This window comes from Pseudomonadota bacterium, from assembly GCA_039815145.1.
In the GTDB taxonomy this organism is placed as follows: domain Bacteria; phylum Pseudomonadota; class Gammaproteobacteria; order Steroidobacterales; family JBCBZW01; genus JBCBZW01.
Genome location: JBCBZW010000069.1, coordinates 1 through 25,197, shown reverse-complemented (window position 1 = coordinate 25,197; position 25,197 = coordinate 1). Strand labels below are relative to the sequence as shown.

Here is a 25,197-nt window from a genome sequence, read left to right as displayed (position 1 = left end):
TCGGGGCGACGCTTCGAATCGGTGATCAGCGCGCAGTCGCCCGCGTGGCTCGGTGATCATCGGGTCGCCAATGCGGTCGTGATGCCCGCGGCAGGGTTCGCCGACGCGTTGGTCGCGGCCGGTCGGGCGCTGCTGGGAACGGATGCTACGGTCGAATTGCGCGACGTGGTGCTATCGGCAGCGCTCACGCTGTCGGAGACCGAATACGTACGGTTGCACACGGTTGTCGAGGAAGCGGGGGAGGGCAGCTACCGTGTGCGCATGCTGTCCGCTGTGGCGGACGGGCCGTCGGGGGACGGCACCGCGTGGACGGAGCATGCGTCCGGGACGATTGCACTCGGTGCGGCCAACGGCCTCGATGACGATGGGATGGCTCCGGCCGCACCGGTGGGTGATCAAGCTGATGATGGCGGCCAGGACGTCGAGGACGCGGAGGCCGTCGACCTGACGAGGTTGCGCCGCGAGTTGGCTGAACTGGGCTTGCACTACGGCCCCGCTTTCCAGGGCCTAGAGCGACTAGGAATTCGCAGTGATGTCGATAGTGGCGATCGGTTCGCCATCGCGCAGATCGCGCCCAGCGCCGAGCGCAGCGAAGCGCGCTGCGCCGTGCCTCCGACACGGCTGGACGCGTGTCTGCAGGCGATCGCGCCGCTGGTGCGCGAGCGTTCGACGCTGCTACCGGTAGGATGGCGGCGCCTGCGCTACTGGCCCGCCGCTACCAGCCCGGGCTGGGCCGGGTCTGTGAAAGCACGGGTTCGGCTTACAGGCCGGCGAGAGGCCGTGCTGGAGGTGCGCGCTGCGGAGGATGGTGCCCTCCTGCTCGCCATCGAGGGCCTGGCGCTGGCGCCGGTGCCGGGGACAGGCGAAGGGGCTGCTGGACAAGGCAGTCGCCGCCAGTCCATGCACGGAGTCGACTGGATCCCGCGCGCGCGCCTGGCGGTACCGCAGGCGCGACTCCCCGATCCGTCCACGGTGTGCGACCTGTTGACCCCCGGGTTCGAATTTGAGCTGACGCACGACGAGAGCGTCGCAGCCTATCGCGAAGGGTTGGTGCTGCTGGAGGCGCGGGCGCGCACGCTGGCCCAGCAACTTGTGCCGCAGATCGAAGCGCTCGATCACGAGCGGTCCACGAAGGAGCACCGACTCCTCGACCGCTTGCGTATGCTCGCGGAGGAGGCACCGACTACACCTGCACCGAGCGTGACGTCACCAGCGGTCGAGACGGAATCCCGCCTCTTGGAACGCTGTGCCGAACGCGCCCTCGAGGTACTGAAGGGCACGTGCGATCCCGTCGCGGAGCTGCTCTTTCCCAATGGAGACGCCAGCGATCTGCGGTCGATCTACGGCGAGGCCGCAGGACCGCGCCTCATGAACGCGCAGGTCGCAGCGGTGGTCACGCAGGCGCTGAGCGCCCTGCCGCGCGACGAGGGGTTGCGCGTGCTGGAGATTGGGGCGGGCACCGGCGCCACGAGCGAACCCGTGCTGGCAACGCTTTCTGAGCAACGCGGCGCCTACACGATCACGGATATCGGCGCGCCGCTCGTGCAGGCCGCGGTGGAGCGGCTAGCCCGGCGCCATAAGCGCGTGCAGGGGCAGGTGCTCGACATCAGCCGCGATCCGCAGGCGCAAGGTTTCACTGGGCATCAGACCGATCTGATCATCGCCGCGAACGTGCTGCATGCCACGCCTTCGCTGACGCAGAGCTTGCGCCACGTGCGTAAGCTGCTGGCCCCTGGCGGCTGGTTGGTGCTTCTCGAGGGGAACCGTCGCCTCGCCTGGCTGGACCTCACCTTTGGGCTCACAGACGGTTGGTGGTGCTACGAGGCGGACGATTACCGTCATTCCCATCCCCTGCTGCCCGGCGATGGGTGGACGCGGGTGTTACGTGATGCGGGCTTCTCCACCGTCGCGCGACTAGGGAACGGCGCGGGTGATCTGGAGCAGGAGATCATCTTGGCGCAGGCACCTGTTCACGCGGCGCAGCCGCCTGTGTGCGCTGTGCTGTTGGGCGCCGCGCAGTGGCCGGACCTGCATTCGACCCTGTCGAGCACGATGGCTGGCTCGGCGGCGGCGGGCGAATCCCACGAAGGTGAGGAGAAGCGTGCAGCGGTCGTGATCGCGGCGCCGCGTGAGGGCGTGGTGGATGTCGCCGAGCAAGCCGAGTCGATGCTGTCGGATGCGCTCGAATGTACGTGCGCCTGGCTGGCCGAAGCGTCCGTGGACGCGGCGGGAGCGACCGCAGAGGCAGACGCTGGCAGGCAGGTTACCTTCGTCACCCGCGGAGCGGTCCCCGTCGGCGCTGATGGTGGACCGGCGCCGCGCCGCGCCGACGAGCTGGCGCAGGCGACCCTAGTTGGCCTGGCGCGCACGTTGCGGGTGGAGCAGCCGGACACGCGAGTGCGTTGGATCGATGTCGACGAGGACGTGACGACGGCAACGCTCGCCCGGGAAATCGTCGCAGACGATCCGGAGGACGAAGTGGTGTTGCGGGGGGCCGAACGCTTGGTGCCCCGTCTGCGACCGTTCCGCCCGCATGCAAACCCGAGCCGACTGGTCGTCACTGAACCCGGGCGCTTAGACAGCCTGGCCGAGCAACCGCTGCAGCGGCGAGCACCCGAAGCGCGTGAGGTGGAGATCGCCGTGCGCGCAACGGGCTTGAACTTCCGCGACCTGCTCCAGTGCCTGGGATTGCTCGAGCGCGGGTACGCTGGCGAACTCGGTGTGCAGGACATGCCGCTCGGCTTCGAGTGCGCGGGTCACGTGACCGCGGTAGGCGAGGAGGTCGAGCACGTCGCGGTGGGTGAGGCGGTAATCGCTGCCTTTACGCCCGGGAGCTTGGCGTCGCACGTGACACTGCCGGCGCGCTACGTCGTGGCGAAGCCCCTCGCGTTGAGCTGGACCGATGCCGCCAGCGTACCTACCGCATGGCTGACCGTTTGGCTCGCGCTGGAGGAATTGGCGCAGGTCGAACGGGGGGACGTGGTGTTGATCCACGCGGCGGCGGGTGGCGTCGGGTTGGCAGCAGTCCGCTATGCGCAGTCGCGTGGCGCGACGGTGCTAGCCACCGCGCATCCGTCGAAGTGGGCTGCGCTTCGCGCCTTCGGCGTGACGCGCCTGGCCAACTCTCGCGACGGCACCTTCGCTGAGGCCGTGCGGGAGTGGACGGCGGGGCGCGGGGTCGATGTGGTACTCAACAGCCTCACGGGGGAACTGGCGCGGGCCAGCCTGGCGGTCACAGCGCCCGGTGGGCGCTTCGTCGAGCTGGGGCGGCTCGATGGCATCGACGCTGACACCGCTGCTCGTGAGCGTCCGGACGTCGGCTACTACACCTTCGACCTGGGGCAACTGGCCATTGCCGGTGACGAGCGCCTCGACAGGTTGGTGCGACGCCTCGGTGAGCGCGACTCGGCGGCGCGGCTGACCCTGCCAACCACGGTGTTTGCGCAGGAGGAGACCGAGGAGGCGCTGCGCGTGCTGCAGGCCGGTCGTCACGTTGGCAAGGTGGCGCTGACGCGTCCCACCCCTGGCAGCGATACGGCGCCACCGCGGATACAAGCGGATGGTTGGTATGTGATCAGTGGAGGTACCAGGGGCCTTGGCCTTGCGGTAGCGGAGTGGCTGGCAGGGCAGGGGGCGAGCCACCTGGCCTTGCTGGCGCGCCGGTCTCCAGAGGACGATGCGCTGCAGACCATCAGCGCCCTGCAGGCTAATGGAGTGCGCGTGGAAGTGCTGGGCGTAGACGTTGCCGAACGTTTGCCTTTGTCCCGCGCTCTCGACCAGCTCCGTTTGAAGCAGGGCCGGATCCGCGGTGTCATCCACGCGGCTGGGGTGCTCGCCGATGCCGCGGTGGAGAACATGGACCTTGCCCGAATTCGACGCGTCATCGACCCCAAGGTCCGCGGTGTACTTAACCTCGCCCACGAGACACGCGATGATGCGTTGGACCTGTTCGTCACCTTCTCGTCGAGTGCTGGTTTGCTGGGGTCCCCTGGACAGTCCAACCATGCCGCCGCCAACGCAGTACTCGACGCGCTCGCCGGCAGCCAGCGAGCCGCTGGAGCGCCTTGGCTCAGCATCGGATGGGGAGCGTGGAGCAAGATCGGGGCGGCCGCACGCAAACGCGCCGGCGACCGCCTGGCGCAGGCAGGCATCAGGGAAATCGACCCGCAGGACGGTCTTCAGGCCCTGGCGGATGCGCTGGGCGCCGATTCGTCCTACGTTGCCGTCTTGCCCGTTGATTGGCAGTGTTTCGCCAAGCACCGGCTCGCCGCGCGACCCTTCTTCGAGGATCGCCTGCGCGCGGCGCTGGCAGGTACGGACCGCGAGGAGGCGGGCGTCCTCGCGTCAAAGTTGGCCACGCTAGATGCGCAAGCGCGCAAAGCCGCGCTCGAAGAGCACCTACGGTCTGAGATAAGCGCCGTGCTTGGATTGGCGACTGCGGAGCAGGTGCAGCCCCGCAGTCGCCTGATGGATCTCGGCATGGATTCCCTGATGGCCGTCGAACTGCGGGCGCGCCTGCAGCACAGTCTTGGCGTTGCCTTGCAGACCACGTTGCTGTTTGACCATCCTACCGTGGAAGCGCTCGTCGAGTACCTGAGCGAGCAGTTCGCCGGGGAGAACGATGGGAGTAGCGTTGCCGCTGACTCGATGCCAGCGTTAGGTGAGCAGCCGGGGAACGAGCGCCGAGGGATGCAGGTGGCGGTGGCCTTTACAAAGAGCGGTAGCGATGCGGAGATTCAGGCGACGCCGCCATCGTCCGACGATGACCGTTCGCTGGTGCAGGAAGTAGAAGCGCTCTCCGAAGAGGAGTTGCTACGGCGACTTCGATCCTGATGACCCGCGTGCGTACCACAGCCGTCGAGCGCTACGCCGTTTGCGTGGCTTGGGCATCTGCCCGCTTCGCGCGCTTCATCCCCTCGTCGGTGTCGCCGAGCTTCCAGTAACAGCTCAGGTACATCTCTCGGCGATCGATGCCGCGCTCATCGCGCAGGTAGTGGCGGGCGGCGCGCATGCCGTCGAACTCACCTGCGAACCAGACCGATGCACGCCCGGACTGCCAGGGCACCTGGCGTAGCCGCTCGACGAGGCGCTGGTTTGGCTTGGAGGCGTCGCCGTTGACGATCCACTCGACTTCTATCCCGGGTGGGGCCGTGAGCTCCAGCGCGGCATCGAGGCTCGGTACTTCGATCAGCGCATGGCCGGGTATGCGGTCGCTCAGCAACTCGAGGTTTGCCGCAATCGCCGGAAGCGCGCTCAGATCGCCCGCGATCAGCACCCAATCCGCGTTTTGAGCGAGGCGCTTTACTTGCCCGGGGCCGCGCAGCGTGAGCGGGGCGCCAGGACGGGCGGAGCGGGCCCAGGCGCTCGCCGGTCCGTTGTCGCCGTGATCTACGAAGTCCAACACGACTTGCTGGGAAGCCGCATCAAAGGTGCGCACGGTGAACGAGCGCAGTACGCGCCGGAAAGGACCGCCGAATCGGCCCTTGACGTAGTCGCCCTCACGGCCTTCCGGGAAGGTGCTCAGGGATTCGCCATGCAAGGTGACGCGGCGCATGTAGGGGGTGAGCGGGCGATTGCTCACCACGCTGAGGTCGTATTCGTTGCTCATGGATAAATTGGTTGGGTTGCGATGAAGGAAGGAACCTATCCGATACCGTTCATGATACTCGTTGTGCCACCCCCGAACGCCCGTTCTGAGCGACTACCGTCGGTAGCGCGTTTCTGGCAACGGCTCCGCTCGCTGAGTGTTACCTCATTTACCAAGCGGCCCACTAGTAGCGGCGGATTTCTCCGGGGCATTCGTGCATCGAATGGCTGATCCCGTAGACGACGCCGCACACATAGGCCCTCTTCGTGGGTAAGCTGCGATTGAAACGCGATCGATCTTCCGTCATCGCACCTCGGGTCACGTGGATTGGTGGCGCGGCGAGCGGCCGATCAGCCACACCCAGATTTTCCCTGCTCTGCGTATGAAATCGTCCTGCAAGAGATAGAGCGTGGGCACAAGAATCAGCGTAATCAGCGTCGCGAACAGGATGCCAAAGCTCATGCTCACGGCCATCGGAATAACGAACTGAGCCTGCGCATTGGTCTCGAGCATGATCGGCACCAAGCCGATCGCTGTCGTTAGGGACGTGAGAATGATGGCGCGAAAGCGTGCCTTACCCGAGCTAATCACCGCCTCGTACAAGGGCACACCGTCTGCCCTGGCCTTATTCACGAAGTCGATCATGATCAGGCTGTCATTCACTACCACGCCGGCCAAGGCAATCAGTCCGAAGAGGGAGAACATGCTGATCTCCAGGCCCAGCAGGAGATGCCCGATGATCGCGCCGATAAAGCCGAAAGGAATCACGGCCATGATGATCAGCGGCTGGGCGTAGGATTTGAGGGGAATGGCGATCAAGGCGTAGATGAGGAACAGGGCGGCAATCGACGCGTAGGTGAGATTGATCAGGAACTGCTGCTCATCCAGGCTAGCGCCCTCCAGGGCGTAATCAACGCCTGGATAGCGGCTCAGGATCGAAGGAATGACCTTGTCGCTGACATCTTCGATCACCTTGCGTGGCTGGCTGACCACCGTATCGATGTCTGCAGAGACCGTGACCGTGCGCTTGCCATCCTGGCGTGTAATCGATGCGTACGCGTTACCGTACTTGACCTCGGCAACCTCGGTGAACGGCACGCGGTCACCGCTCGGTGTGCTGATCAGCAAGCTCTCTAGGTCGTCGATGGAGCGACGGTCTACTTCGGGGTAGCGAAGCATGACCTTGAGCTCATCTTTGCCACGCTGGATGCGCTGGATCTCTTCGCCATAAAAGCCCTGACGCACTTGCGTGCCGAGCATGCCCAGTGTGATGCCGAGGGCCTCGGCCCCGGGCTTCACGGCGAGCTGAATTTCCTTGCCGGCAACAGCGGCGGAGTTGCGGATATCGTAGACACCGGCATATTCGCCCAAGGCCTGCGTCAGCTCTGTCGCTGCCGCTTCAATGGCACCGATGTTGTCGCCGGAGAGTTGGAAGCTGAGGGGGGGGCCGCCGCCAATGACATTGCCGTTCGTAAACTGCATGGTACGCACGCCCGGAACGTCGCCCGCTTGCTCGCGCCACAGGGCCGCCAGGTCGTCGCCGTCGAGTGACTGCGTTCCCACCGGCGGCATCTCCACGATCACGCTTCCCCGCGTGTCCGTCTCTGTGAAGGTGGCCACGTGCTGCAAGGGGTCCGTCGCGCCCGGGTGCCCGAGCAGATGGCGGTTGCGAACAACGTAGACTGACTCTTGCAGGTGCAGCAGGGCGGCATTGCGATCCTTGCTGGGCGTGCCGGTTTGCATGCTCACGCTAGCGAACAGGTAGTCTCCCGAGAGCTCCGGGAAGATCACGAAGCGCAGGAAACCTCCTGCGAACAGGCCCCCGGCCAGGATGACCATCGCAATGAAGATGGCGAAGGTAATGCCGCGGGCCTTGATTGCACGGCGCAAAAGCGGGTCATAGAGTTTCTCGATCACCCAGTGCAGCGCATGCTGCGTGTGGCGTTGGGCCCGCTGGAACGCCTTGCTGATCCACTTCAGGGGGTTTCGCGAGGTGCTGTAGGGCGCGAAGATCACATCCTCGTCAATCGGTGCAATCTTCGAGTGCGCCAGATGCGCCGGCAGTATCAACTTCGACTCTACCAGTGAGAACAGCAGGCACAGCGTGACGACCACGGCGACGGCTTCGAGGAAAGACCCAGCAATTCCCCCAACGAAGAGCATCGGCGCAAAGGCCGCAATGGTGGTGAGCACGCCAAAGGTAGCCGCAACGGCGACCTGGTTGGCCCCTGCCACCACGTTCTCCACCGTATGCCCATCGGCCCGTGTTTTGGTGTAGATGCTCTCGCCAATGATGATTGCATCATCGACGACGATACCTAGGACCAATATGAATCCGAACAAGCTGATGACGTTGATCGTGACCGGCCAGGGGTTATAGGGCAGAAACGCCAGGGCGCCCAAGAAGGTCACGGGAATGCCGATGATTACCCACATGGCGAACTTCAGACGCAGGAACAGGCTCAGCACGATGAACACCAGGATCGCGCCCTGCCACATATTCCGCAGCATCATGTCCAGCCGCTGCTGGAGGTAGTTTGCGCGATCCACCCATGTAGTCACGTTCACGCTGTCGGGGACCGTCTTGGTAAACTCGGCGACGAAATCCTTAACGACCGCTGCCGTGCGCAGCTCGTTCTGCTGGCCACTGGCCAACACCCGCATGGTCGCCACGGGTTCGCGGTTGAACAGACCGAAGTCGTCGCCCTCGACGAAGCCATCGTCGATCGTGGCAATGTCTGACAGGAGGAGCCGTGAGCCGTCCTCGTAGGTGCGTACGGCGATCTGCGCGAACTCCTGCCCGGTGTAGACTTGACCTTGCGTACGCAGGAGCACGTCGCCACGGTCTGTCTCGATCGTGCCGCCTGGGATATCGCGCACGTTGGCACGAACGATCGCCGCGATCTCTGTCATCGTCAGCTGATAGCGCTCGAGCGTAGCTCGCGACACCTCAATGCTGATCTCGTATGGACGGTCGCCGAGCAGCTGCACGTCGTTGATACCCGGCAGCTGCAGGAGACCATCGCGCACGTCAGCCGCGATCTCCTTGCGCGCGTACTCGTCCATATCGCCGTAGATCGATATAAATATAACGGGGAGGGGCACCTCTACCCGTTCGATCACCGGTTTCTCCGCAAGCTCCGGCAGCGTTGGGATGGCGTCAACGCGCGTCTTGACCTGATTCTGCACGAAGTCCAGGTTGGCCCCTGGCTCCAGCTCGATGGAGACCACGCCGCTGCCCTCATAGGCCCTGCCTTCGGTCTTGGCAATACCGGGCAGATTGACGATGGCCTCTTCGATACGCGTGACGATACCCTGCTCGACCTCCTGCGGCGCGGCCCCGGGGTAGGGGACGGTCACCGTGATGATGTCCAGCTCGAATTCTGGCGTGGTCTGCTTGCGAATCGATTGGGCGACGAGGATCCCAGAGAACAGGATCACCGCCATGAGTAGGTTGGCGGCGACGGGGTTGCGGGCGAACCAGTTGATGATCCCCCTCGGTTGGTACTCGCCCGACATCATTGATCTCCACTGCTTAGGCGAGCCACCGGCTGATTGGATAGATCGCGGTCATCATCAGGTGGCGCGCTATCCACGCGCATCGGACGCCCGAGCCTGTTCAGGTGACGCCCCGCAGTACACGGCTTTGCCATGGGCGGTGCCTCCTCGGACAGCACCTTGGGGAACTGAGCCGTCTTTAGCACCGTCGATAGCCCGGTAGATGTCTTCGTCTTCGATGTGGAATCCGGCGTAGTCCTCGAGCGCGCCGCTCCAGGTCTCGGTGACAACAGGAACGCCGATCGACAAATCTCGATCAAAGTCCCAGCGATCCATCCATCATCAGCGTGGCGGGTCAGAAGTCTGCCCTCAGCGAGAGTGTGAACGTGCGTGGCCCTTGGAACTGAAAGGCCCCGTTGCCGCTCACATCCCACCCGAACGTGTCGAACAGGTTGCTCACCCGGCCTCTTACGACAAGGGTGCGCGCGCCCAGCGATAGCTGGCGACGGAAGCCGAGATCCACCAAGGTCCGCTCCGGAATGCGCAGCTCGTCTAGCTCATCGCCGTTCTCCAGTCCGCGGCTGAAGACGCTGACGTCGAAGGACCATCCGCGCGCCCAAGCAGGGCGATAGTCTAGATCGAGGGTTGTGCTACGGCGCACGACGCCAATCGGATTCGAGGACAGCTGTCCCTCGTCAACCGCGTCACCCGTCAGCGTGGCATCGAGCAAGAGCGTGCCGACAACCAGCTGCAGCTGGGGCGTGATGGGTCCGGCGAGGGACAGTTCGACGCCCCGATTGGTCACCACTCCCCGCTGGACGAAGAAGCGGTTGCTGTCGAGGCCGAAGAAGGGCTTCTCTATTGTGAACACGCCGGCGACGGCCGTGAGCCGGCCCAGGCGAGCGCGCAATCCGCCGTCTGCTTGTCGGGTTTCGATCGCGGGCGGTGCCTCGTTACGATTGAGCGATATGGCAGGCGCCGTGGGGCTTTCCTCAAACCCTGTGACCACACCGCCGTAGGCGACCAGCCAGGGCCTAAGCTCCACGGCTCCGGTGGCGTTGTACAGGAGCGGGCTTGCCTCGGCGGTGACCGGACCGTTCACTGGGTCCTCGAGCACTCGCTCGTAGTCCGTCTGCTGAACGCCGAGGTTGAGTTGGCCGACGCCGCGCCAGCGCAGGTCGTAGCTGAATCCGCCCGTGATCTGCTCGACCTGCTCACGGCTCACCTCGCCGAACGCGAGGTCCGGCTCCGGTACGAAGTTCGCCACATCCACTCGCCCCTCGCCGAGGTCGATCTCGACGCCGCCACCGAACCTGCGCTCGCGCTGGCGCGCGCGCACGTTCAAGGTGAGCGTGTGGCGATGGCGCTCGCCACCGAACTGACGCGAGACACGGGCTTCCAGTGAATCGGACACGGCATCGCTCGGCGGTCCGAGGAACGCGAGGCGCTGCCCGGTGCTGTCGGGCTGCACGTCGACGAAGAACTGACCGGCCTGTCCATTGTCATCGAAACTCGATCGGAAAACGCCGAACTCGATGGCCACTAGCTGCGGTTCGAGTTTGCCGATCAGGCCTACGTTGTAACGATCTCCCTCGAACCCGACCCACGGTTGCCCGACGAATTCACGCCGCGGGACGCGTGGTGGTGCGAAGGGACCGGCAGGGAAATACCTTGGCGAGATCTCTTCCTGCAGCACGCCGACGTAGTCACCGAACAGGGTGATATCGACCCGGTCTCCCGGTTGCAGGCGGAGCGTACCGCCGGCGTTCGCGAACACGTCGGCGGTGCCATCGCTGATCTCGAAGCGATCGAAGCCGACACCGCCCGTCGTCTCCACCAATCCTTCCGCGAAACGCCCCTGCAGATCGATGGCGACGCCGTACCCCGCGTACTCGTTGAGCCGCAGAATCGCGCTCTGCGTGGGTGTATCGGCGACCCGACGTAGCGCGAAGTCTGCGATCCCGGTGGGGGCTGGAAGGAGGTACCCCTGGGCGGTCAAGCCGGCCCGTATCGTCGAACTGGCCACGAGGCGGCTGCTGAATCCCGCCTGGCGATCGATGAAGAGCCCCTCCAGGCGCACGTTACCGGCACTGGTGGGGCTGAATCCTCGGACGCTCCCGGGGCTGTACAGACCGATCTGCTCCTCCCCGACGCTGGCACCGAAGGCATCGTCGACGGCGCGGACGACGTTCTCGGCGGCGCGCTGCGCTGAGGCTTCGAAAGCGGCGAGACCTGCGAGACCTGCGAGGGCTGCGGTAGCCAACGGGCGCCACCACCGGAGTTTGCGCGCGCTGAGCGACGCGCGCTCTCGGCCGAAGACTGGTGCACTCATCCATGTGCACCGGCGTTGGGTGCCCAGCGCTCGGCACCTTGCCATCGATGAGCTCTCCCCAGGATTGTCGTTTCTGTTCACGCTGTGCTCTGTGATGTTCCCAGGCGCCACCCAGAGGCCCGCTCACGTCCGGACCAAAACTCTGCGTACCGTCCATGCATCGCGCGTAACTCCGCGTGAGGGCCGCTTTCCTGAATGGCGCCGTCGGCCAGCACCAATATCTGATCGGCGTTGCGCACCGTGCTCAGGCGATGGGCGACGATGATGATCGTCTTGCCGCCCGTGAGTGCTTGTAGCGCCCCCTGCACAGCCGCTTCGTTGAGGGGATCCAGGGCCGATGTCGCTTCGTCCAGTAGGATGATCGGCGCATCCTTGAGGATCGCCCGCGCGATGGACACCCGCTGGCGTTCGCCGCCGGAGAGAGAGGCGCCGCCCTCCCCAACAGCAGTGCGCAAGCCGTCGGGTAAGCGCGCAGCCACCTCGTCTACGCGCGCCAGGCGCGCCGCCTCGCGCACCTGCTCATCGCTGGCGTCGAGGCGCCCCAGGCGAATGTTGTCCATGATGGACCCATCGAATAGGTACACATCCTGAAAGACCACTGAGATGTGGGCCATCAGCACCTCGCTGGTCATCTCCCGCACGTCCACGCCACCGATTCTCACGCTCCCCCCGCTCACGTCCCAGAAGCGGGCGATCAAGCGCAGGATCGTGGTCTTGCCACTGCCGGATCCGCCCACGATAGCGGTCATGGCATTCGCCGGCGCGCTGAAGCTCATGTTCTTGAGGATCGGCGTATCGTCGTAGGCGAAGCGCACGCGTTCGAAGGTCACGTCCGCTCCCCGCGGGGCGAGGCCGCACGAGGGGGCGGGTTCGGCAAGCGGCGCCGTGGCCAGCAAGGCATGCATGCGGGACAAGCTGTTGCGGCTGATGCGCAGGGCGCCTTCCAGATCAGCAGCGCCCAGGAGCGGTTCTACGTAGCGCACTGCCAACACCAGGAGGGCCACCAGCTCGGGCGTGTCGATGCGTCCCCCGAGCGCGAGGCTGGTACCGAACAGAAGCAGTAGCGTAAAGGCGAACTGCACCACGAGCACGAAGCTCACGAAGCCCTTTGCCGCAGTGAAGAGTTGCGCACGACCGGCAACGCGTTGCGCTTGTAGTGCTGCATCCAGTTCTCCGAGACTGCTTCGCCCGCGGCGGAAAGCGCGAAGCACGGGCTGGCGCTGCGCGAACTCGACGATCCGCCCGGCCGCAACGGTAGCCGCTTCGTGCACTCGCGCATCCGTGCGCTGCACCAGGTCCCCCGTCCAGCGGTACACGAGCGCGAGGAGCGGTGCAGTGATCAGCGCTGCCGAGGCAAGGCGCCAGTCGAAGAGGAACATCAGCAGCACGACCGTCGACGGGGTGATGAGCGCGGAGAACACCGGTCGCAGCAGGTGCGCGGGCACACCGATCACGTCGATGACGCCCTGGCTCGTCAGGCGCCCCAGCTCGCCAATCCGTTCGACGCCGAACCAGCCGAGCGGCAGCTGGGCGATATGCTCGCCCAGGCGACGAAACAGGCAACGCGCCAGATCGACCGCCGCCAGGTAGCCGCTGAGCTGGGTGCGGTAGCGCACCACGGCGTAGAGTACGACGAGGGCAAGGAGGCCACCGAGCCAGGCCCCAGCTGCCATCAGGTCTTCCTGCAGAAGCGCTCGCAGCAGCGGCACCAACAGCACGAATCCGATGCCCGTCAGCACGGCCTCAACGACTAGGCCGAGCTGGTTGCTGCGCAGGGCGCGGCTACTCTCCTCGCCACCTAGCTTCGCCAGTAGGGTGATCACGTGAAGGCTTCCTGCCGTTGCTGCGGATCGTCAGATGGCTCGTTTGCGCGCCAGAGAGACGCGTACAGGCCAGCGTGGGCGAGCAGTTCCGGGTGGCTGCCCTGCTCGACCAGACGACCACGATCCAACACGCAGATTCGATCGGCCTGGGTGATCGTGTGCAGGCGATGGGCGATCACAAGGAGCGTGCGCCCTTCGATGAGGTGGGCGAGAGCGGTTTGTATGGCGGCTTCGGAGTCCGGGTCGGCGAACGCCGTGGCCTCGTCCAGCACCAGGATCGGGGCATCGGCAAGCAGGGCACGGCGATGGACACGCGCTGGGCTTCTCCACCGGACAGGTGCGCGTCCTCGCCGAGCACGGAGCGATAGCCTCGCGGCAGGGCGGCGATCCGGTCGTGGATCTGCGCCGCCCGCGCGGCGGCCTCGATTTCCTCGTCGCTCGCGTCCGGGCGTGCGAGCGCGATGTTCTCGGCGATCGTCGTATGCAGCAGCTGGACGTCTTGGAACACGAAACTCACGTACCCGTATAGTTCATTAGGCGCGATGTCGCGCAGATCGACGTCCCCGACCGTGATGCATCCTTCATCGACATCCCAGAACCGAGGTAACAGGCGTGCCAACGTGGTCTTGCCCGAGCCTGAGGGGCCGACCAGCGCCGTAATGGTGCCAGGTTCCAACACCAGGCTGATGTCTTGCAGAGCCTTTGTCGCGCGGTCGTAGGAGAAGCTCACGTGGTCGAGCACGACCCGTGTGCCCTCCGGCACCCGGGGATGTTCGGCCGTTGCCAGTATCGGCGCCTGGAGCAGCTCGCCGATGCGCTTGGCCGCATCCGCTGCCAGCATCAGGTCGTTCTGCGAATAGGCGACGGTGAGGAAGGGCGCGGTGAGCGCCGGTGCTAGCACCACGAAGGCGAGGACGTCAACGGGCGCGGCGACACCGGCGCCCACGAAGGCGACACCGCCGATCAGCACGACCAGCAGGGCGAACAGCGGCGAAAGTACGACCTCAGACGCCGCCGAGATGGCCAGCAGGCCTCGCATCCACTCCCAGAAGTACGCCACGAATGCGGTGGTTCCATCGATGAAACGCTGGTAGGCCTTGCGCGCCTGGCCAAAGGTCTTGATCACCGCGATCCCCTGGACGAACTCCACGGACGCTGCGTTCACCTTCTCCAGCGCCTCGTTGTAGCCGCGCATCTTCTCCCCGTAGCCCCGGTACTGCAGGGCGTACAGTAAGATCCCGAGAGCGAGCGGCAGTACGGCGACCACAGTCATGCGCCAATCCAGCCAAAGCAGATAGGTGAGCGCCGTCAACGGGGCGATGATCGCGGCCACCGTGTTGGTGTAGGAATGGGCGACGAGGTGGTGCAGCGTAGCCACATCGTCCTGGAGCACCTTCTTGACCTCGCCGGCATGACGCGTGTCGTACCAACCCAGGGGCACCCGTGCCAGCACGGCTGCTAGGCGCCGGCGCAAGTCCAGCTGAAGATCCAGGTCGGCAAGGTGCGTGATGCTGCTGGCCGCGAGTATCGCCAGCAGGCGCACGGTCAGCGCTGCGACGGCGATTCCCGCGATTTGCCAAGCGCGCCGGGCGTCGACGGTACCGTCGGCCAGCAGTACGCGGGCGAGTTCGACGACGGCGATGAACGGTGCGACGCCGGCGACCGCACCTACTCCCTGCAGGACGCAGGCGAGGTACAAGCGCCCCTTCACCGGCTCGATGAGTCGAGACACCGTCCCCGCGGCCCCGGAGTCGGCGTCGCTCATGTCTGCCACCGATGGTGACTAGTTTTGTACGGACCAAGAGCGAGCGATTGGGTACAGAGCACCTGGCAGCCCCGAAACACTGAGGGTTGGGGTGACAATAGCGCAAATGAGACGCGTTTGCATCTCTGGCTCCCGCGTGGATCCGAGCTTCGCGTGTTACCGCTGTAGTGCGACTAGGAGCGCCATCAACCATCGGTTTGATCGGCGCTAGTACGCTGAAGCAGCGCGCTCCCGTCAGAGCAGCGAAGGAACCGCCGCACCAGCGCAGCTCGCCTTCAAGAACACGCGGCCGCGCTACGCCGAGTGAGCTTGCGACCTACAGCCCTACCCGCACGCCGAAGATCGCCGTACGCGCCTTGTTGGGTCTGGCCCCGTAGGGCGTGCGTGCCACGATGACGTCGTTGTCCGTCAGGTTCTCCACGGTCGCGGTGAACGTGATTTGATCGCGCAAACGGAAGAACACGGATGCGTCGAAGATCGCACTCGACTCCGTCGTTTCGAAGGGGCCGCAGGCGGCGCGCACGCACGTCTCGTCCGTGTAGTTGAAAGAGAGGAAGCTGCCCCAGCGCTCGCTCTCTAAACCCACCGTGAACAGCCCCTGGTGGCGCGGAATGTAGGGCAGGGGATCGCCTGCGCTGACCTCACCGAAGAAGTCCGTGTCGGCGATATCGCTGTCGAACTGCGCGTCGATGAAGGTGTAGGTCAGCGAGATGGGTAGCCGCAGGCGCGGGGTGAGTTCGAAGGCCGTCCGCGTGAGCAGTTCGATCCCTCGTACGGTGGCGGCATCGCCGTTGAAGGCATCGCCGATCTCGCAGTCCGTGCCCGACGAGGCCGTGCAGGTGCCGACCAGATTGTCGTAGTCGGTGAGAAACAGCCCGAGGTCGACGAATAGGTTGCTACGGGTAAAGCGCGCGCCGAGCTCGAAGTTGTTGCTCTCTTCGGGATCGACATCGGGGGCGTTACTCGGGGCGGAGAACCCGCGGTGCACGCCGCCGTAAGCGACCAAGCCTTCGCCGATATCGAAGGCGAAACCCAGTCCGGGGATGACCACGTCCGTGTCGTTCTCTCGCTGATCTCGGATGTTGTCATCGCTGCGCGAGGACGGATCGCTGGTCTGCGCCGGGCGCGTCTCCCAGCGCGTGCGATCCTGCTGGATCGACTCGAAGCGTACGCCCGGCGAGAGGGCCAGGCGACCGATCTGGATTTCGTCCCGCACGTAGAGGGCAAGGGCGTCAGCGTTTTGCTCGCTGTTGCCCGCGTTGCCTAGGAGGCCGAGGTCGTCGAGCACCAGGGCACCGTCGGTCTGCGTGTAGGTGCTGTTGCGCTGAAGCCGTTCCTCGTGATCCGTGTGCAGGCGCAGGCCGGCGGTCAAGTGATGCTGGGTGCGACCGAGAGTGAGATCCCAGCTCGCATCGAACTGGATGCCCGCCGAGTAGTACTCGCGGTCGTTGGCGCGAATCTGGATCGCGCCCTCATCTGTATCGCCGCCGGCGAGGATGGCCGACAAGTCCTCGGCCATCAGGGGGCCGACGGAGTTACCCAAATTGATCGCCTGGATCACCTGGAACCAGCTGATGCCGTTGAAGCTGCTCGCGTCGGGGCTACCGGTGACGTCGAATTCCTCGGTCTTGAACCAGTTGCGCTGGAAGTCGTTGTAGTAGGCGGAGGTCGTCAGGGAAAAGTCGCCCTTGCGCAGCAGGTGGCGGAGCAGGATCTGGCTATGCTCGGTCTGGATGTTGTCGAGCGACGAGAGGCCGTAGCGGCGCACGGGCTGGGCGCCGAAGTCGTCGTCCGTGAGGCCGAGATAGCTCTGGTCCGAGTCCTCCTCTGCGTACTGGAGCTTAAGGTCGAGCTGCTGATACCAGGTGGCGTCGCTGTCCGTGCTGTAGCGGAGCTTGGCCATGTAGTCCTGCTTCTCGAGCCCCGTATCCTCACCCGTGTCCAAGCGCTGGAAGCCGTCCGAGCGCCACTGGTGGGTCTCCACCAACCAGCCGAAGCGGCCCGTATCATCGCCGTAGTGGGCGTGCAGGCGCACCGTGGCATCTTCGCCACCTTGCAAATTGATCAGGCCGCTGCGCGAGTCCGGGATCGGCGTCGACAGTAGGTTGACGGCTCCGCCGATCGTGTATGGCCCCTCGGTGATCGCAGCGGGGCCCTTTAGTACTTCCACGCCGGATAGGCGGCCGGCCGTTGGGAAATAGTAGGCGGCGGGGGCCGAGTAGGGCGCCGGCGCGATGAGGATCCCGTCTTCGAGCAAGGTGATGCTCGAGCTGCGCTCCGAGGCGGTGCCCCGGATGCTGAGGTTCGGGCGCAGGCCGAAGCCATCCTCCACCTGCACGGTCACCCCTGGTACCTGGCGCAGCACGCGTTGAATGTCCGACTGGTTGAAGCGTTGGATGTCCTCAGTCGTGAGGATCGTGGCGCCGCCCGGCACGCTGCGCAGGTCGTCGCGCGAGCCGATGATGGTGATCTCCTCGAGCTCGCGCGCCGGGCGCGCGCCGATCGTCGCCGTCGAGTCGCTCGCCTCTTGGGCTGGGGCGGTCGATGCGGCAGCGAAGAGCGCGAATAAGGCCAAATCTCTGTAGTTCATTGGAATCCTGTCGAGTGGCGGCGCTAGTGGGCCGCTTGGTAAATAAGGGAACGCTCAGTCTGGGCAGGGGCGCTGCCAGCAAGGCGCGTCGCGCAGCCAATGGCCCGGCCATTGGCAAGGGGCGCAACGCCGGTGGCAGCGCCCCTGCCCGGACCCGAAGGGCGAGCCTGACTGACGCCATGGCGGCGATGGTCAAGCGCAGCCATAGCGCTGCTATGACTGCGCTCGCCCGCCTTGCCCTGACGCCAGTCCCGCTCGCTGAGCCCTACCTTATTTACCAGGCGGCCCACTAGACGGCGACGACGTGATTGTCCCAGCGCAACCCCGGGGCGCGCGCCGTCTTGTCCGCCCGTAGAGTGAAGTCGCTCACGCCCAGTCGGTAGATGTTGCCGCGGCCTGAGGTGACGACGAATTCGTTAGTCGAGGAGTCGATGCACACGCCCGCAGCGTCGGCGAGGCGCAAGCTCCCCACGTAGGCGTTATGCGCCGTGTCCCAGAAGGTGATGCGGTTGCCGCGTGGGCATGTGGCGACGGCGTGGCCAGTCGCGGGATCGACGCAGACGTCTGCCACGTACATGGCGAGCGCATGCAGATCTGCCGGTGGGCAGGGCAGCGCTCGCACGCCTTGGTCAAGGCTGCTGATGGCCACGATCGGGATGTCCGTGCCGTGCTCGCCCTGGTGCTGCATGCCGATGATCACGCGGTCGTCGGGCAGCACATCGATATGGCGCACGCTGTTGAGGTGCACCTGCGGTTTAGTGCTGCCGATGAGTTGCCATGATTGGGTGTCAACGAGGGCGAGGCTCGGCTGCATATCCGGCACGTTGAGCTTGCTGCGGCCATAGGCAGGATGCGTGCTGATGCCACCATTGGCGATTGCGAGCGTGCGGTGGTCGCTCAGCCAGCGTAGCTCGTGGGGGCCGATGCCGTAGCTCGGGTACTCCTCGAGCACCTTGAGCGTGCGCGCATCGCGCACGCTCACCACGCCGCGCTCGCGGGCGAAATCGTTCTCGCTTGTGAGCAGGTGAGCGCCGTCCTGCGTGATCGCGCCGTGGCCGTAGAAGTGGCGGTCCGGTCCGGCCACGGTCTGCGTGAGCACGGCGCCGTCCGTCAGGCGCACGCGGACCAGACCCGTACCGGGACGTCGTGCCACGAGGACGGCGTACTCGCCATCGAGCGAGGGCACGACCTCGTGGCCCCGAAAGGGCAGCGGCGTGCGCCACTGCACCTCGCCGTGGCCGTCGAAGGCCGCGAGGTAGTGGGCGCCATGCGCGTCGCTCGCCCCGCTGATGAAGCGGGATTCGCGCGCGACGGGCAGTCGGCCGCAGGCGCTGCTGAGTGCCGCAGCGAGAGCGCCGACGAGCAGCGACCTGCGCTCGATGGGCAAGGCCTAATCTCCGTCTTGGTTGTTGAAGCCGAGACTGACGTCGGCAGCGATGGCTGCGTCGATAAAGGAGTCAGCGAGGTCTTGCATCGTCGAGCGCACTGCGTCGATGGCTGCGGCCGATGGGTCCGTGAGGATCAGCTGTTCCAGTGTCTCGTCGATGGCGACTATGTTGTCCTCGATCACCGTGAGTTGATCGTCGAGCTGGTTGCTGATCGAGTCGGCCTCCTCCGCGCGACGCAGGTAGTCGCTGAGTCCATAGTCCGTATCCTCGGGACCGAGGTCCAGCCACTGGCGCAAGGCGGCAGCGTTGGCCTCCAGATTAGCCAACGAGTTCTCGGAGCGAAAAGACTCCGCTGACGCTGCCCCAACGGCGAGGGGACGGGTGATCTTCTCGTCAGCGACGAACTCGGTTTCCAGCGCCATGCTCTCGAGCACTTCGGTCAGCACCTCGACGCGGTCCATGTACACGCCGCTGGCGCTCGTGAAATCGGCCATCAGCTGACCGGACGCGCTCCAGGCCGTCGCCAGTTCGCCCGCGATCGTGGCCAGGTTTTGCGCCACCGCAACCAGCAATTCACAGCGGCGCGAGCCGTTTACTGCATCATCTAGTCCGCCTAATTCGAACAGCAGGTATTCGATCGCTGGCAGGCCCTGGGCGCCAACGGGGCTGGAAGCCACTAGCGCCTCGTCGATCGGGTCCATACCGTCGAGGATCTGCGTCGTGTTGTTGACCACGGCGTCATTCGCGTCGGGGAAGAACTGTAAGCGCAGGCGACGAGCGTCTTCCTCGACCGGGCCAAAGCGCACGATCTCGATCGCCTGCCAGTCGAGCATGGCCTGGCGCCAGGCCTCGTTCAAGGCGGCGAGGTCGCCGTTCGCCGGATCGGCGCAGTACTGCGTCGCGCTCGTCGCGAGGTCGTCCATGCTCACCTTCATGGCGCTGTAGCCGGGCTCGATGATCTGCATGCCGATCGTGAGGAAGAGACGATCCTGCTCCTCTTCGAGCGTGCCCACGGGCCCGAGAGGGTCGTCGTTGGTGTCGCCCCCGCCGCCGCCGCCGGTGTCGCCGCCGCCACCGCCACCGCCGGTGCCGCCACCCTGACCGCCGCCGCCGCCACCACCACCACCACCACAGGCAGCGAGGAACAGCGCCATGACGGCGACGAGCAGGGTCTTGATCAGTCGTGAGGAAGGCATCGGTAGTCTCCGGTGGATCAAAGCGCTCGAACGAAGGCCAGCAGGGCTTCGCGCTCTCGCGCCGTCAGGTTCAAAAAGCGATCGCGGGCACGGGCGCCTTCGCCGCCGTGCCAGGCTACGGCTTCGGTGATGTTGCGCGCACGACCGTCGTGCAGCAGGCCGCTGCGCGGGTTGTGTTCGAGGCTCGCGCCCAGGCCCCACAGGGGCGGGGTGCGCCATTCGTCGGTTGCCGCGTCGCCCTCGGGGAGTTCGGCGGCGAGTCCGGGGCCCATGTCGTGCAGCAGCAAGTCCGTGTACGGCCAAATCGTCTCCTGGCCGTAGAGCTCGAGTTTGCTGTCTTGCAGGATGCGCACATCGTGCGCGGGCACATGACAGCCGTCGCAGCCGACGCGCGCAAACAGGCGCGCGCCGCGGCCAAGCTCTTCGTTCGCCTCGGGGCGCGGCGGCGGCGTGACGTGGGAGACGAAGTGCACGACGTAGTCGAGCAGCCCGCGGGTGATCTCGACCCCTTCCTCGGTGTCCGCGCCGTGACGCTGCGCCTGGCACCGCGCCTGCACCGCCGTACACGGCTGACTCGGGCGCAGAGCGGATGTGATGCCCATATCCTCTACGAACGCGGTAGCGGTCTGTGCCAGCACGGTCGGGTTCGCTGCCTTCCAGCCGAAACGCCCCGCCTGGCGAAGGGGACCGTTGGCACCTTGCGGGGTCGGCGCCAGGCGCCAGTGGATACGTCCAGAGACGCCGTCGCCGTTGCGATCCTCCGGGTCCGCGAGTTGCTGCAGGCGCGCCTCGGGGATCGCCTCCAGTAGCCCGAGGCCGAACAGGGCGGGTGCGAGGCGCGCTGAGACCAGGGTCTCGCCTTCGGTGTGCTTCGCTGGTGCCTCGATACGGTGCTGAGGCGCGCTGAGCGCCACCGTGGTGCCGTCGCGCAGGACGATGCGACGTGCGGGAATCGCCGTCGTGCGGACCGCCGCCTCGCCCGTAAAGTAGACGCGGCCCGCGCCGCCGCCCGCTTCCGTCGAGGCTGGTGGAAACACGGCGTGCGTTTGAATTTGCTCGCCCCACACGGGGTGCGGGGCGAAGCCGCCCGCGGGATCGCGCGTGCCCACGCGAAGCGTTAGGGCAACGGACTGGGGGTCATCGTGGGTGGCGTCACCGCGTCCGCCGCCAGCGTGGCAGGCGATGCAGGCATGGGCGTTGAACAGGGGGCCGAGGCCGTCGCGCGCCGTGGTCGAGGCAGGCGAGGGAATCCAAGGGTCTCGGAAGAGGGCGAAGCCGGTCCAGAAATCGAGCTTCTCCCGCTCGGAAAGTACCGCCGCGGGCGTGAAGAAGTCGGTTCGCGAGGGCGTGGCCGAGGCCCAACTCGGCGCCGCTGGCGGCAGCGGTGCCATGGACGGTTCGCAGCTAACGAGCATCGCCACGCTCGCAAGGCCCAAGGCGATGCCGAGCGGACGCAGTGTCACAGGGATGCCAGGAACGCGAGCAGGCGAGCGCGCTCATCGGCGCTCATGGCCAGGAAGTTGGCGCGCGCCTGCTCGGCTTCACCACCGTGCCACAGGATGGCCTCTTCGATCGTGCGTGCGCGCCCGTCGTGCAGGAAGGTCGCCTGCGGGTTCACCACCTGTACGAGGCCGAGGCCCCACAGGGGTGCGGTGCGCCACTCCGTGCCGCTCGCGAGACGATCCGCTCGCCCATCTGCCAGCCCCTCGCAACGCTGGACCCAGGTGCAGTCCTGGCCAATGTCGCAGAAGCCGCCGTCCGACGCTTCGCGGACGACCGGGGCGCAGCTACCGCCCATGTCGTGCAGGAGAAGGTCCGTGTACGGGTAGATCGTCTGCTCGGACAGCACCCCGATCGGCGGCGCATCGGGCACCAGGCGATTCACCTCGATCGCGCCAAGTACGCTGCCGGGTGCGGTGCCGGTGGTAAAGCGCTGGCGGTGGCAGGTGCCGCAGCCGGCTTCGAAGAACAAGGAACGGCCGGCGACGATGTCCGGTTCCCACGTGTCCGTTTGCTCGTCGTAGCCGCGGCGTTCGGGCACGGCGAGCAGGCGCGAGTAGAACTCGACGAGGGCGAGTTCGATATCCGGGATATCGACGTTGCCCGGGTGGCGGTCGGGCTCCAGCAGGGCCGCCGCGATGCAGCTCGCCTGGTTCGGCGCGCACGGCTCGTCCGTGGCGAAGCGGCTGGTGACGCCGATGTCGCCCTGATAGGCGCTGATCGACTGCTGCAGCACGGACACGGAGCTGGCCTTGTGGCCGAAGCGACCCACGCCGTCCCGACCGGTGGTGGGATCGAAGCTGCGATTGACGCGGCCGCTGATGCCGTCGCCGTCGAGGTCCGCTGGATCCGCCGCCGACTCGATGTCGGCATCGGCGATCGCATCGAGGAGGCCCAAGCCGATCATCTGTTGAGCGAGACGCGGCGAGAACTGGATGCCGTCCGCGAAGTCGCCGTAGCTCAGGCTTCTGACTCTGTAAGTGGGCGATCGCAGTTCGTAAGATGTGCCGTCGGCGTACATGCCGTCGACGGTCTCGTATTCGATGAAGGCAAAAGCCTCTCCGATCGCCTCGCTCTGTCCCCCCATGAAGCGCGCCAAGCCTACGCTGATGTCGGCGCCTTCGAAGGAGGCCGCACCGAAGGTCTGCAGCTGGGTGCCGTAGGTAGGGTCTGCGATTACGTTGCCGTCGGCGTCGTTGCCAAGGCCCAGGCGCAGGAACATGGAGGCAAAGGGCGTGTCGGCGTCTGGGGGCACGCGGCCGCGCCCGTCGCGCACGTGGCATCCCTGGCAGGTGGCGGCGTTCAGCACCGGTCCCTGGCCCTCGTGATCATTGCGGAAAATCGCGTTCCCGCCCTTGAAGTTGGCGTCCGCGGAGAAATCCTCCTGGATCGCCTGGGGGCTGTCACTGAAGGCGCGCTCGTTGCTGAGCGTGGTGGATGCGGCGCCACCGGAGAAGCGCTCTCCGGCCGTGAGTACGGGCACGGGGTCGGGCGGAGGCTCGGGGTCTGGTGGTGGGTCTGGCGGCGGCGCTACCTCGCCGCCACCTCCGCCACCGCCGGTGCCCCCGCCGCCAGCTGATCTACCGCTACCGCCACCACTGCAGGCAGCGAGCACCAGTGTTACGAGTCCTAGGATCAGCAGGCGAGGGGGCACGTGTTTCCATCCGATTGGTTAAAGGTCTTGCTCAGTGTCCTGACGCAGATCTCCGGTGGTCAAACCGAGGTTGATGATGACCTCTTCGATCGCGTCAGTCTGCGCGACGAGCGCGTCGATAGCCCCGTTGATGTTCGGCTCTGCGATACCGACCTGAATCTGCGTATCGAAGGGCATACCGGCTCTGGCTTCTTGGTCGATCACACCCACGCGCACCATCGTGTCTTCGAGAGCGCCGCGAAGGGTGTTCGCGAGTTCCGGGAAGCCTTCGGAGACGAGGAGATCATCGATGCCCGCTCCGGACAACACTTCGCCGTCGACGCGAGTGTAGTCACCGCGGAACGAATTCTGGACGCCTTTGGCGTTGAGCAGAATATCACGGTGGGTATTGTCGCTGAAGCAAGAGTGCTCGTCTTCCTGGCTGTTGGTCAGCAGGGCGATGTTCATGCGCTCGCCGGCCAGCTCACCGAAGCTCAGGCGGCCCATACCCTCGAGGATCAGGGCCAGGGAGACATCACCGCCAGCGATGTAGTTGGCGTAGTGGTTGTCCGTGCCGTTCGGGTTCCAGGCTTCCACCACGGAGTCAAGGTCCTCGATGAGAAGCTCTGCAGCCGCCAGGAGATACGTACCACGGCGGACGCAGACGTCATCGGGCTGAGCAACACCGACACCGCTGGTGCAGCCGCCAGTGGTGTTGTAGTCCGACACCGGGCGCTGGCCGCCGGAGGCATCGCGCGTGCCCGTCCCACTGCCGTCTTCGTTGAGGTCCTGACCCCAAAGGAGGAATTCGATGGCATGGTAGCCGCTGGTCACGTTGCGCTCGTCACCACCTAGTTCGTTGTTATCAGCAATGAACTCTTTGGTGATGGTGATCGAGTCGTCGGCGATGATGTTGGGTACAACGGTATCAGCGGAGCCGGGGATTTCCGGGCCCTCATCGCCATCCACCTGCATGGCCACGTAGTCGATCAGGGCTTCCCCGAGGGGCCAGCAGTTGATCGCACACTCAGGGCCGTCCCCTTCCTCCCCTAGGGACCCGTCGGGGAGCAGGGCGTCGATCGGCCCGACGCGGAAGCGGTAGACCTCGGTCTGACCGTAGGGCTCACGTGCGTCGAGCCAGGCCTGCTTGGCGGCGTCCAGGTTGGCATCGGTCGGGTCGGCGACCAACATCTCTAGGGCGCCCATCAGGTCGATGGCCTTCAGGTAGCTGTCGCCGTACGCGGCGAAAGCGATGTTCGCGTTCGTTTTGATGACATCATCGCGCGTCACCAGGGTGGTGACGCCTGCCGGCCCAGCGGGCCCGGCTGGTCCCGCTGGGCCGGCGGCGCCGTCGATACCATCATCGCCCTCACAGCCTGCGAGGCCTACGGCGCCCAGCGCCACCAAACCGACGAAGAAATTCCGCACGTTCGTTTTCCTTGTTCTGTCGCAATTGAGAATCAGATGCAATTACGAATTGTGCGCGTTTGCCGTCGTCGGTGCAACATTTTGTCGTCTCCATCACCGACCGCGTCGACGGCTTCCGAGACTGCAGCAGGAACTCTGGAGGCTTTCTGACCGGCGAAGGTGAACGTCAGACAGGCCGGGGGTTGCCCCATACCTGCTTGCAATCTCCGGTGAGATACTGATAATGCAAATCATTATCAGTAAGCTTTGGAAGCAAGCTGTCAGATTCTGTCGGTGCCGGCTTTAAGCGAGCACTTGCGACACCTGATCCCTTACGGTCGGTACAACCCCCATCAATGTGCTGATTGCCTGGGAACCTACCCGCAGTGGTTTTCCTGGCAACCGAGACCCACAGGACGGTGACGTGCGCGGTGTGAATGGGTGGGCTGGTTTCCTCCATTCAGGGCCCATCGCGGTA

14 protein-coding genes are annotated in these 25,197 nt (G+C 65.5%); 1 reads left to right on the top strand and 13 read right to left on the bottom strand.

Features of this window, described 5'->3' with window-relative positions; translation table 11 throughout:
• Positions 1–4,833: SDR family NAD(P)-dependent oxidoreductase (locus tag AAF184_16120; GenBank protein ID MEO0423866.1), on the top strand; the 4,833-nt coding region annotated here is incomplete at its 5' end.
• A 31-nt stretch (positions 4,834–4,864) separates the two neighbouring features.
• Here AAF184_16120 and AAF184_16115 read toward each other — a convergent pair.
• The 13 genes from AAF184_16115 to AAF184_16055 all read right to left on the bottom strand — a co-directional run bounded on the left by AAF184_16115 (position 4,865) and on the right by AAF184_16055 (position 24,740).
• Positions 4,865–5,608, bottom strand: coding sequence for a siderophore-interacting protein (locus AAF184_16115; GenBank protein ID MEO0423865.1), 744 nt, complete (start codon positions 5,606–5,608; stop codon positions 4,865–4,867).
• Positions 5,609–5,905: 297 nt separating this feature from the next.
• Entirely contained in the window at positions 5,906–9,106 is a 3,201-nt protein-coding gene (locus AAF184_16110; protein MEO0423864.1) for an efflux RND transporter permease subunit, read from the bottom strand.
• A gap of 69 nt (positions 9,107–9,175) precedes the next feature.
• Positions 9,176–9,421 (bottom strand): P1 family peptidase, encoded by a 246-nt coding sequence (locus AAF184_16105; protein MEO0423863.1) that lies wholly within the window; start codon positions 9,419–9,421, stop codon positions 9,176–9,178.
• Positions 9,422–9,440: 19 nt separating this feature from the next.
• Positions 9,441–11,348: a TonB-dependent receptor gene (locus AAF184_16100; protein MEO0423862.1), complete on the bottom strand. Its 1,908-nt coding sequence runs from the start codon at positions 11,346–11,348 to the stop codon at positions 9,441–9,443.
• Positions 11,349–11,494: 146 nt separating this feature from the next.
• Complete coding sequence (locus tag AAF184_16095) at positions 11,495–13,240, bottom strand: ABC transporter ATP-binding protein (protein ID MEO0423861.1); 1,746 nt, start codon at positions 13,238–13,240, stop codon at positions 11,495–11,497.
• The gene (locus AAF184_16090) at positions 13,237–13,419 is read right to left on the bottom strand and encodes a hypothetical protein (GenBank protein ID MEO0423860.1); all 183 of its coding nucleotides are present in this window, start codon (positions 13,417–13,419) and stop codon (positions 13,237–13,239) included. Before AAF184_16090 ends, AAF184_16095 begins: the two co-directional genes overlap by 4 nt.
• A complete protein-coding gene (locus AAF184_16085; protein ID MEO0423859.1) occupies positions 13,416–15,005 on the bottom strand; it encodes an ABC transporter ATP-binding protein in 1,590 nt (529 codons plus the stop codon). The genes AAF184_16090 and AAF184_16085 overlap by 4 nt, the downstream gene beginning before the upstream one ends.
• Positions 15,006–15,321: 316 nt before the next feature.
• Positions 15,322–17,595, bottom strand: coding sequence for a TonB-dependent receptor (locus AAF184_16080; GenBank protein MEO0423858.1), 2,274 nt, complete (start codon positions 17,593–17,595; stop codon positions 15,322–15,324).
• Positions 17,596–17,884: 289 nt separating this feature from the next.
• Positions 17,885–18,982 (bottom strand): DUF1513 domain-containing protein, encoded by a 1,098-nt coding sequence (locus tag AAF184_16075; GenBank protein MEO0423857.1) that lies wholly within the window; start codon positions 18,980–18,982, stop codon positions 17,885–17,887.
• Between the two features lie 3 nt (positions 18,983–18,985).
• Entirely contained in the window at positions 18,986–20,179 is a 1,194-nt protein-coding gene (locus AAF184_16070; protein MEO0423856.1) for an imelysin family protein, read from the bottom strand.
• A 17-nt stretch (positions 20,180–20,196) separates the two neighbouring features.
• Positions 20,197–21,642, bottom strand: a complete 1,446-nt coding sequence (locus tag AAF184_16065; GenBank protein MEO0423855.1) for a di-heme oxidoredictase family protein — start codon at positions 21,640–21,642, stop codon at positions 20,197–20,199.
• Positions 21,639–23,333, bottom strand: coding sequence for a di-heme oxidoredictase family protein (locus tag AAF184_16060; protein ID MEO0423854.1), 1,695 nt, complete (start codon positions 23,331–23,333; stop codon positions 21,639–21,641). Before AAF184_16060 ends, AAF184_16065 begins: the two co-directional genes overlap by 4 nt.
• Before the next feature lie 18 nt (positions 23,334–23,351).
• Positions 23,352–24,740: an imelysin family protein gene (locus tag AAF184_16055; GenBank protein ID MEO0423853.1), complete on the bottom strand. Its 1,389-nt coding sequence runs from the start codon at positions 24,738–24,740 to the stop codon at positions 23,352–23,354.
• Between the last annotated feature and the right edge of the window lie 457 nt (positions 24,741–25,197).

What these genes read in the sequence shown, in the direction of transcription:
- AAF184_16070 (MEO0423856.1), bottom strand. Translation starts at nt 20,179, where the DNA reads ATGCCTTCCTCACGACTGATCAAGACCCTGCTCGTCGCCGTCATGGCG.
- AAF184_16080 (MEO0423858.1), bottom strand. Translation starts at nt 17,595, where the DNA reads ATGAACTACAGAGATTTGGCCTTATTCGCGCTCTTCGCTGCCGCATCG.
- AAF184_16110 (MEO0423864.1), bottom strand. Translation starts at nt 9,106, where the DNA reads ATGTCGGGCGAGTACCAACCGAGGGGGATCATCAACTGGTTCGCCCGC.
- AAF184_16115 (MEO0423865.1), bottom strand. Translation starts at nt 5,608, where the DNA reads ATGAGCAACGAATACGACCTCAGCGTGGTGAGCAATCGCCCGCTCACC.
- AAF184_16105 (MEO0423863.1), bottom strand. Translation starts at nt 9,421, where the DNA reads ATGGATCGCTGGGACTTTGATCGAGATTTGTCGATCGGCGTTCCTGTT.
- AAF184_16085 (MEO0423859.1), bottom strand. Translation starts at nt 15,005, where the DNA reads ATGAGCGACGCCGACTCCGGGGCCGCGGGGACGGTGTCTCGACTCATC.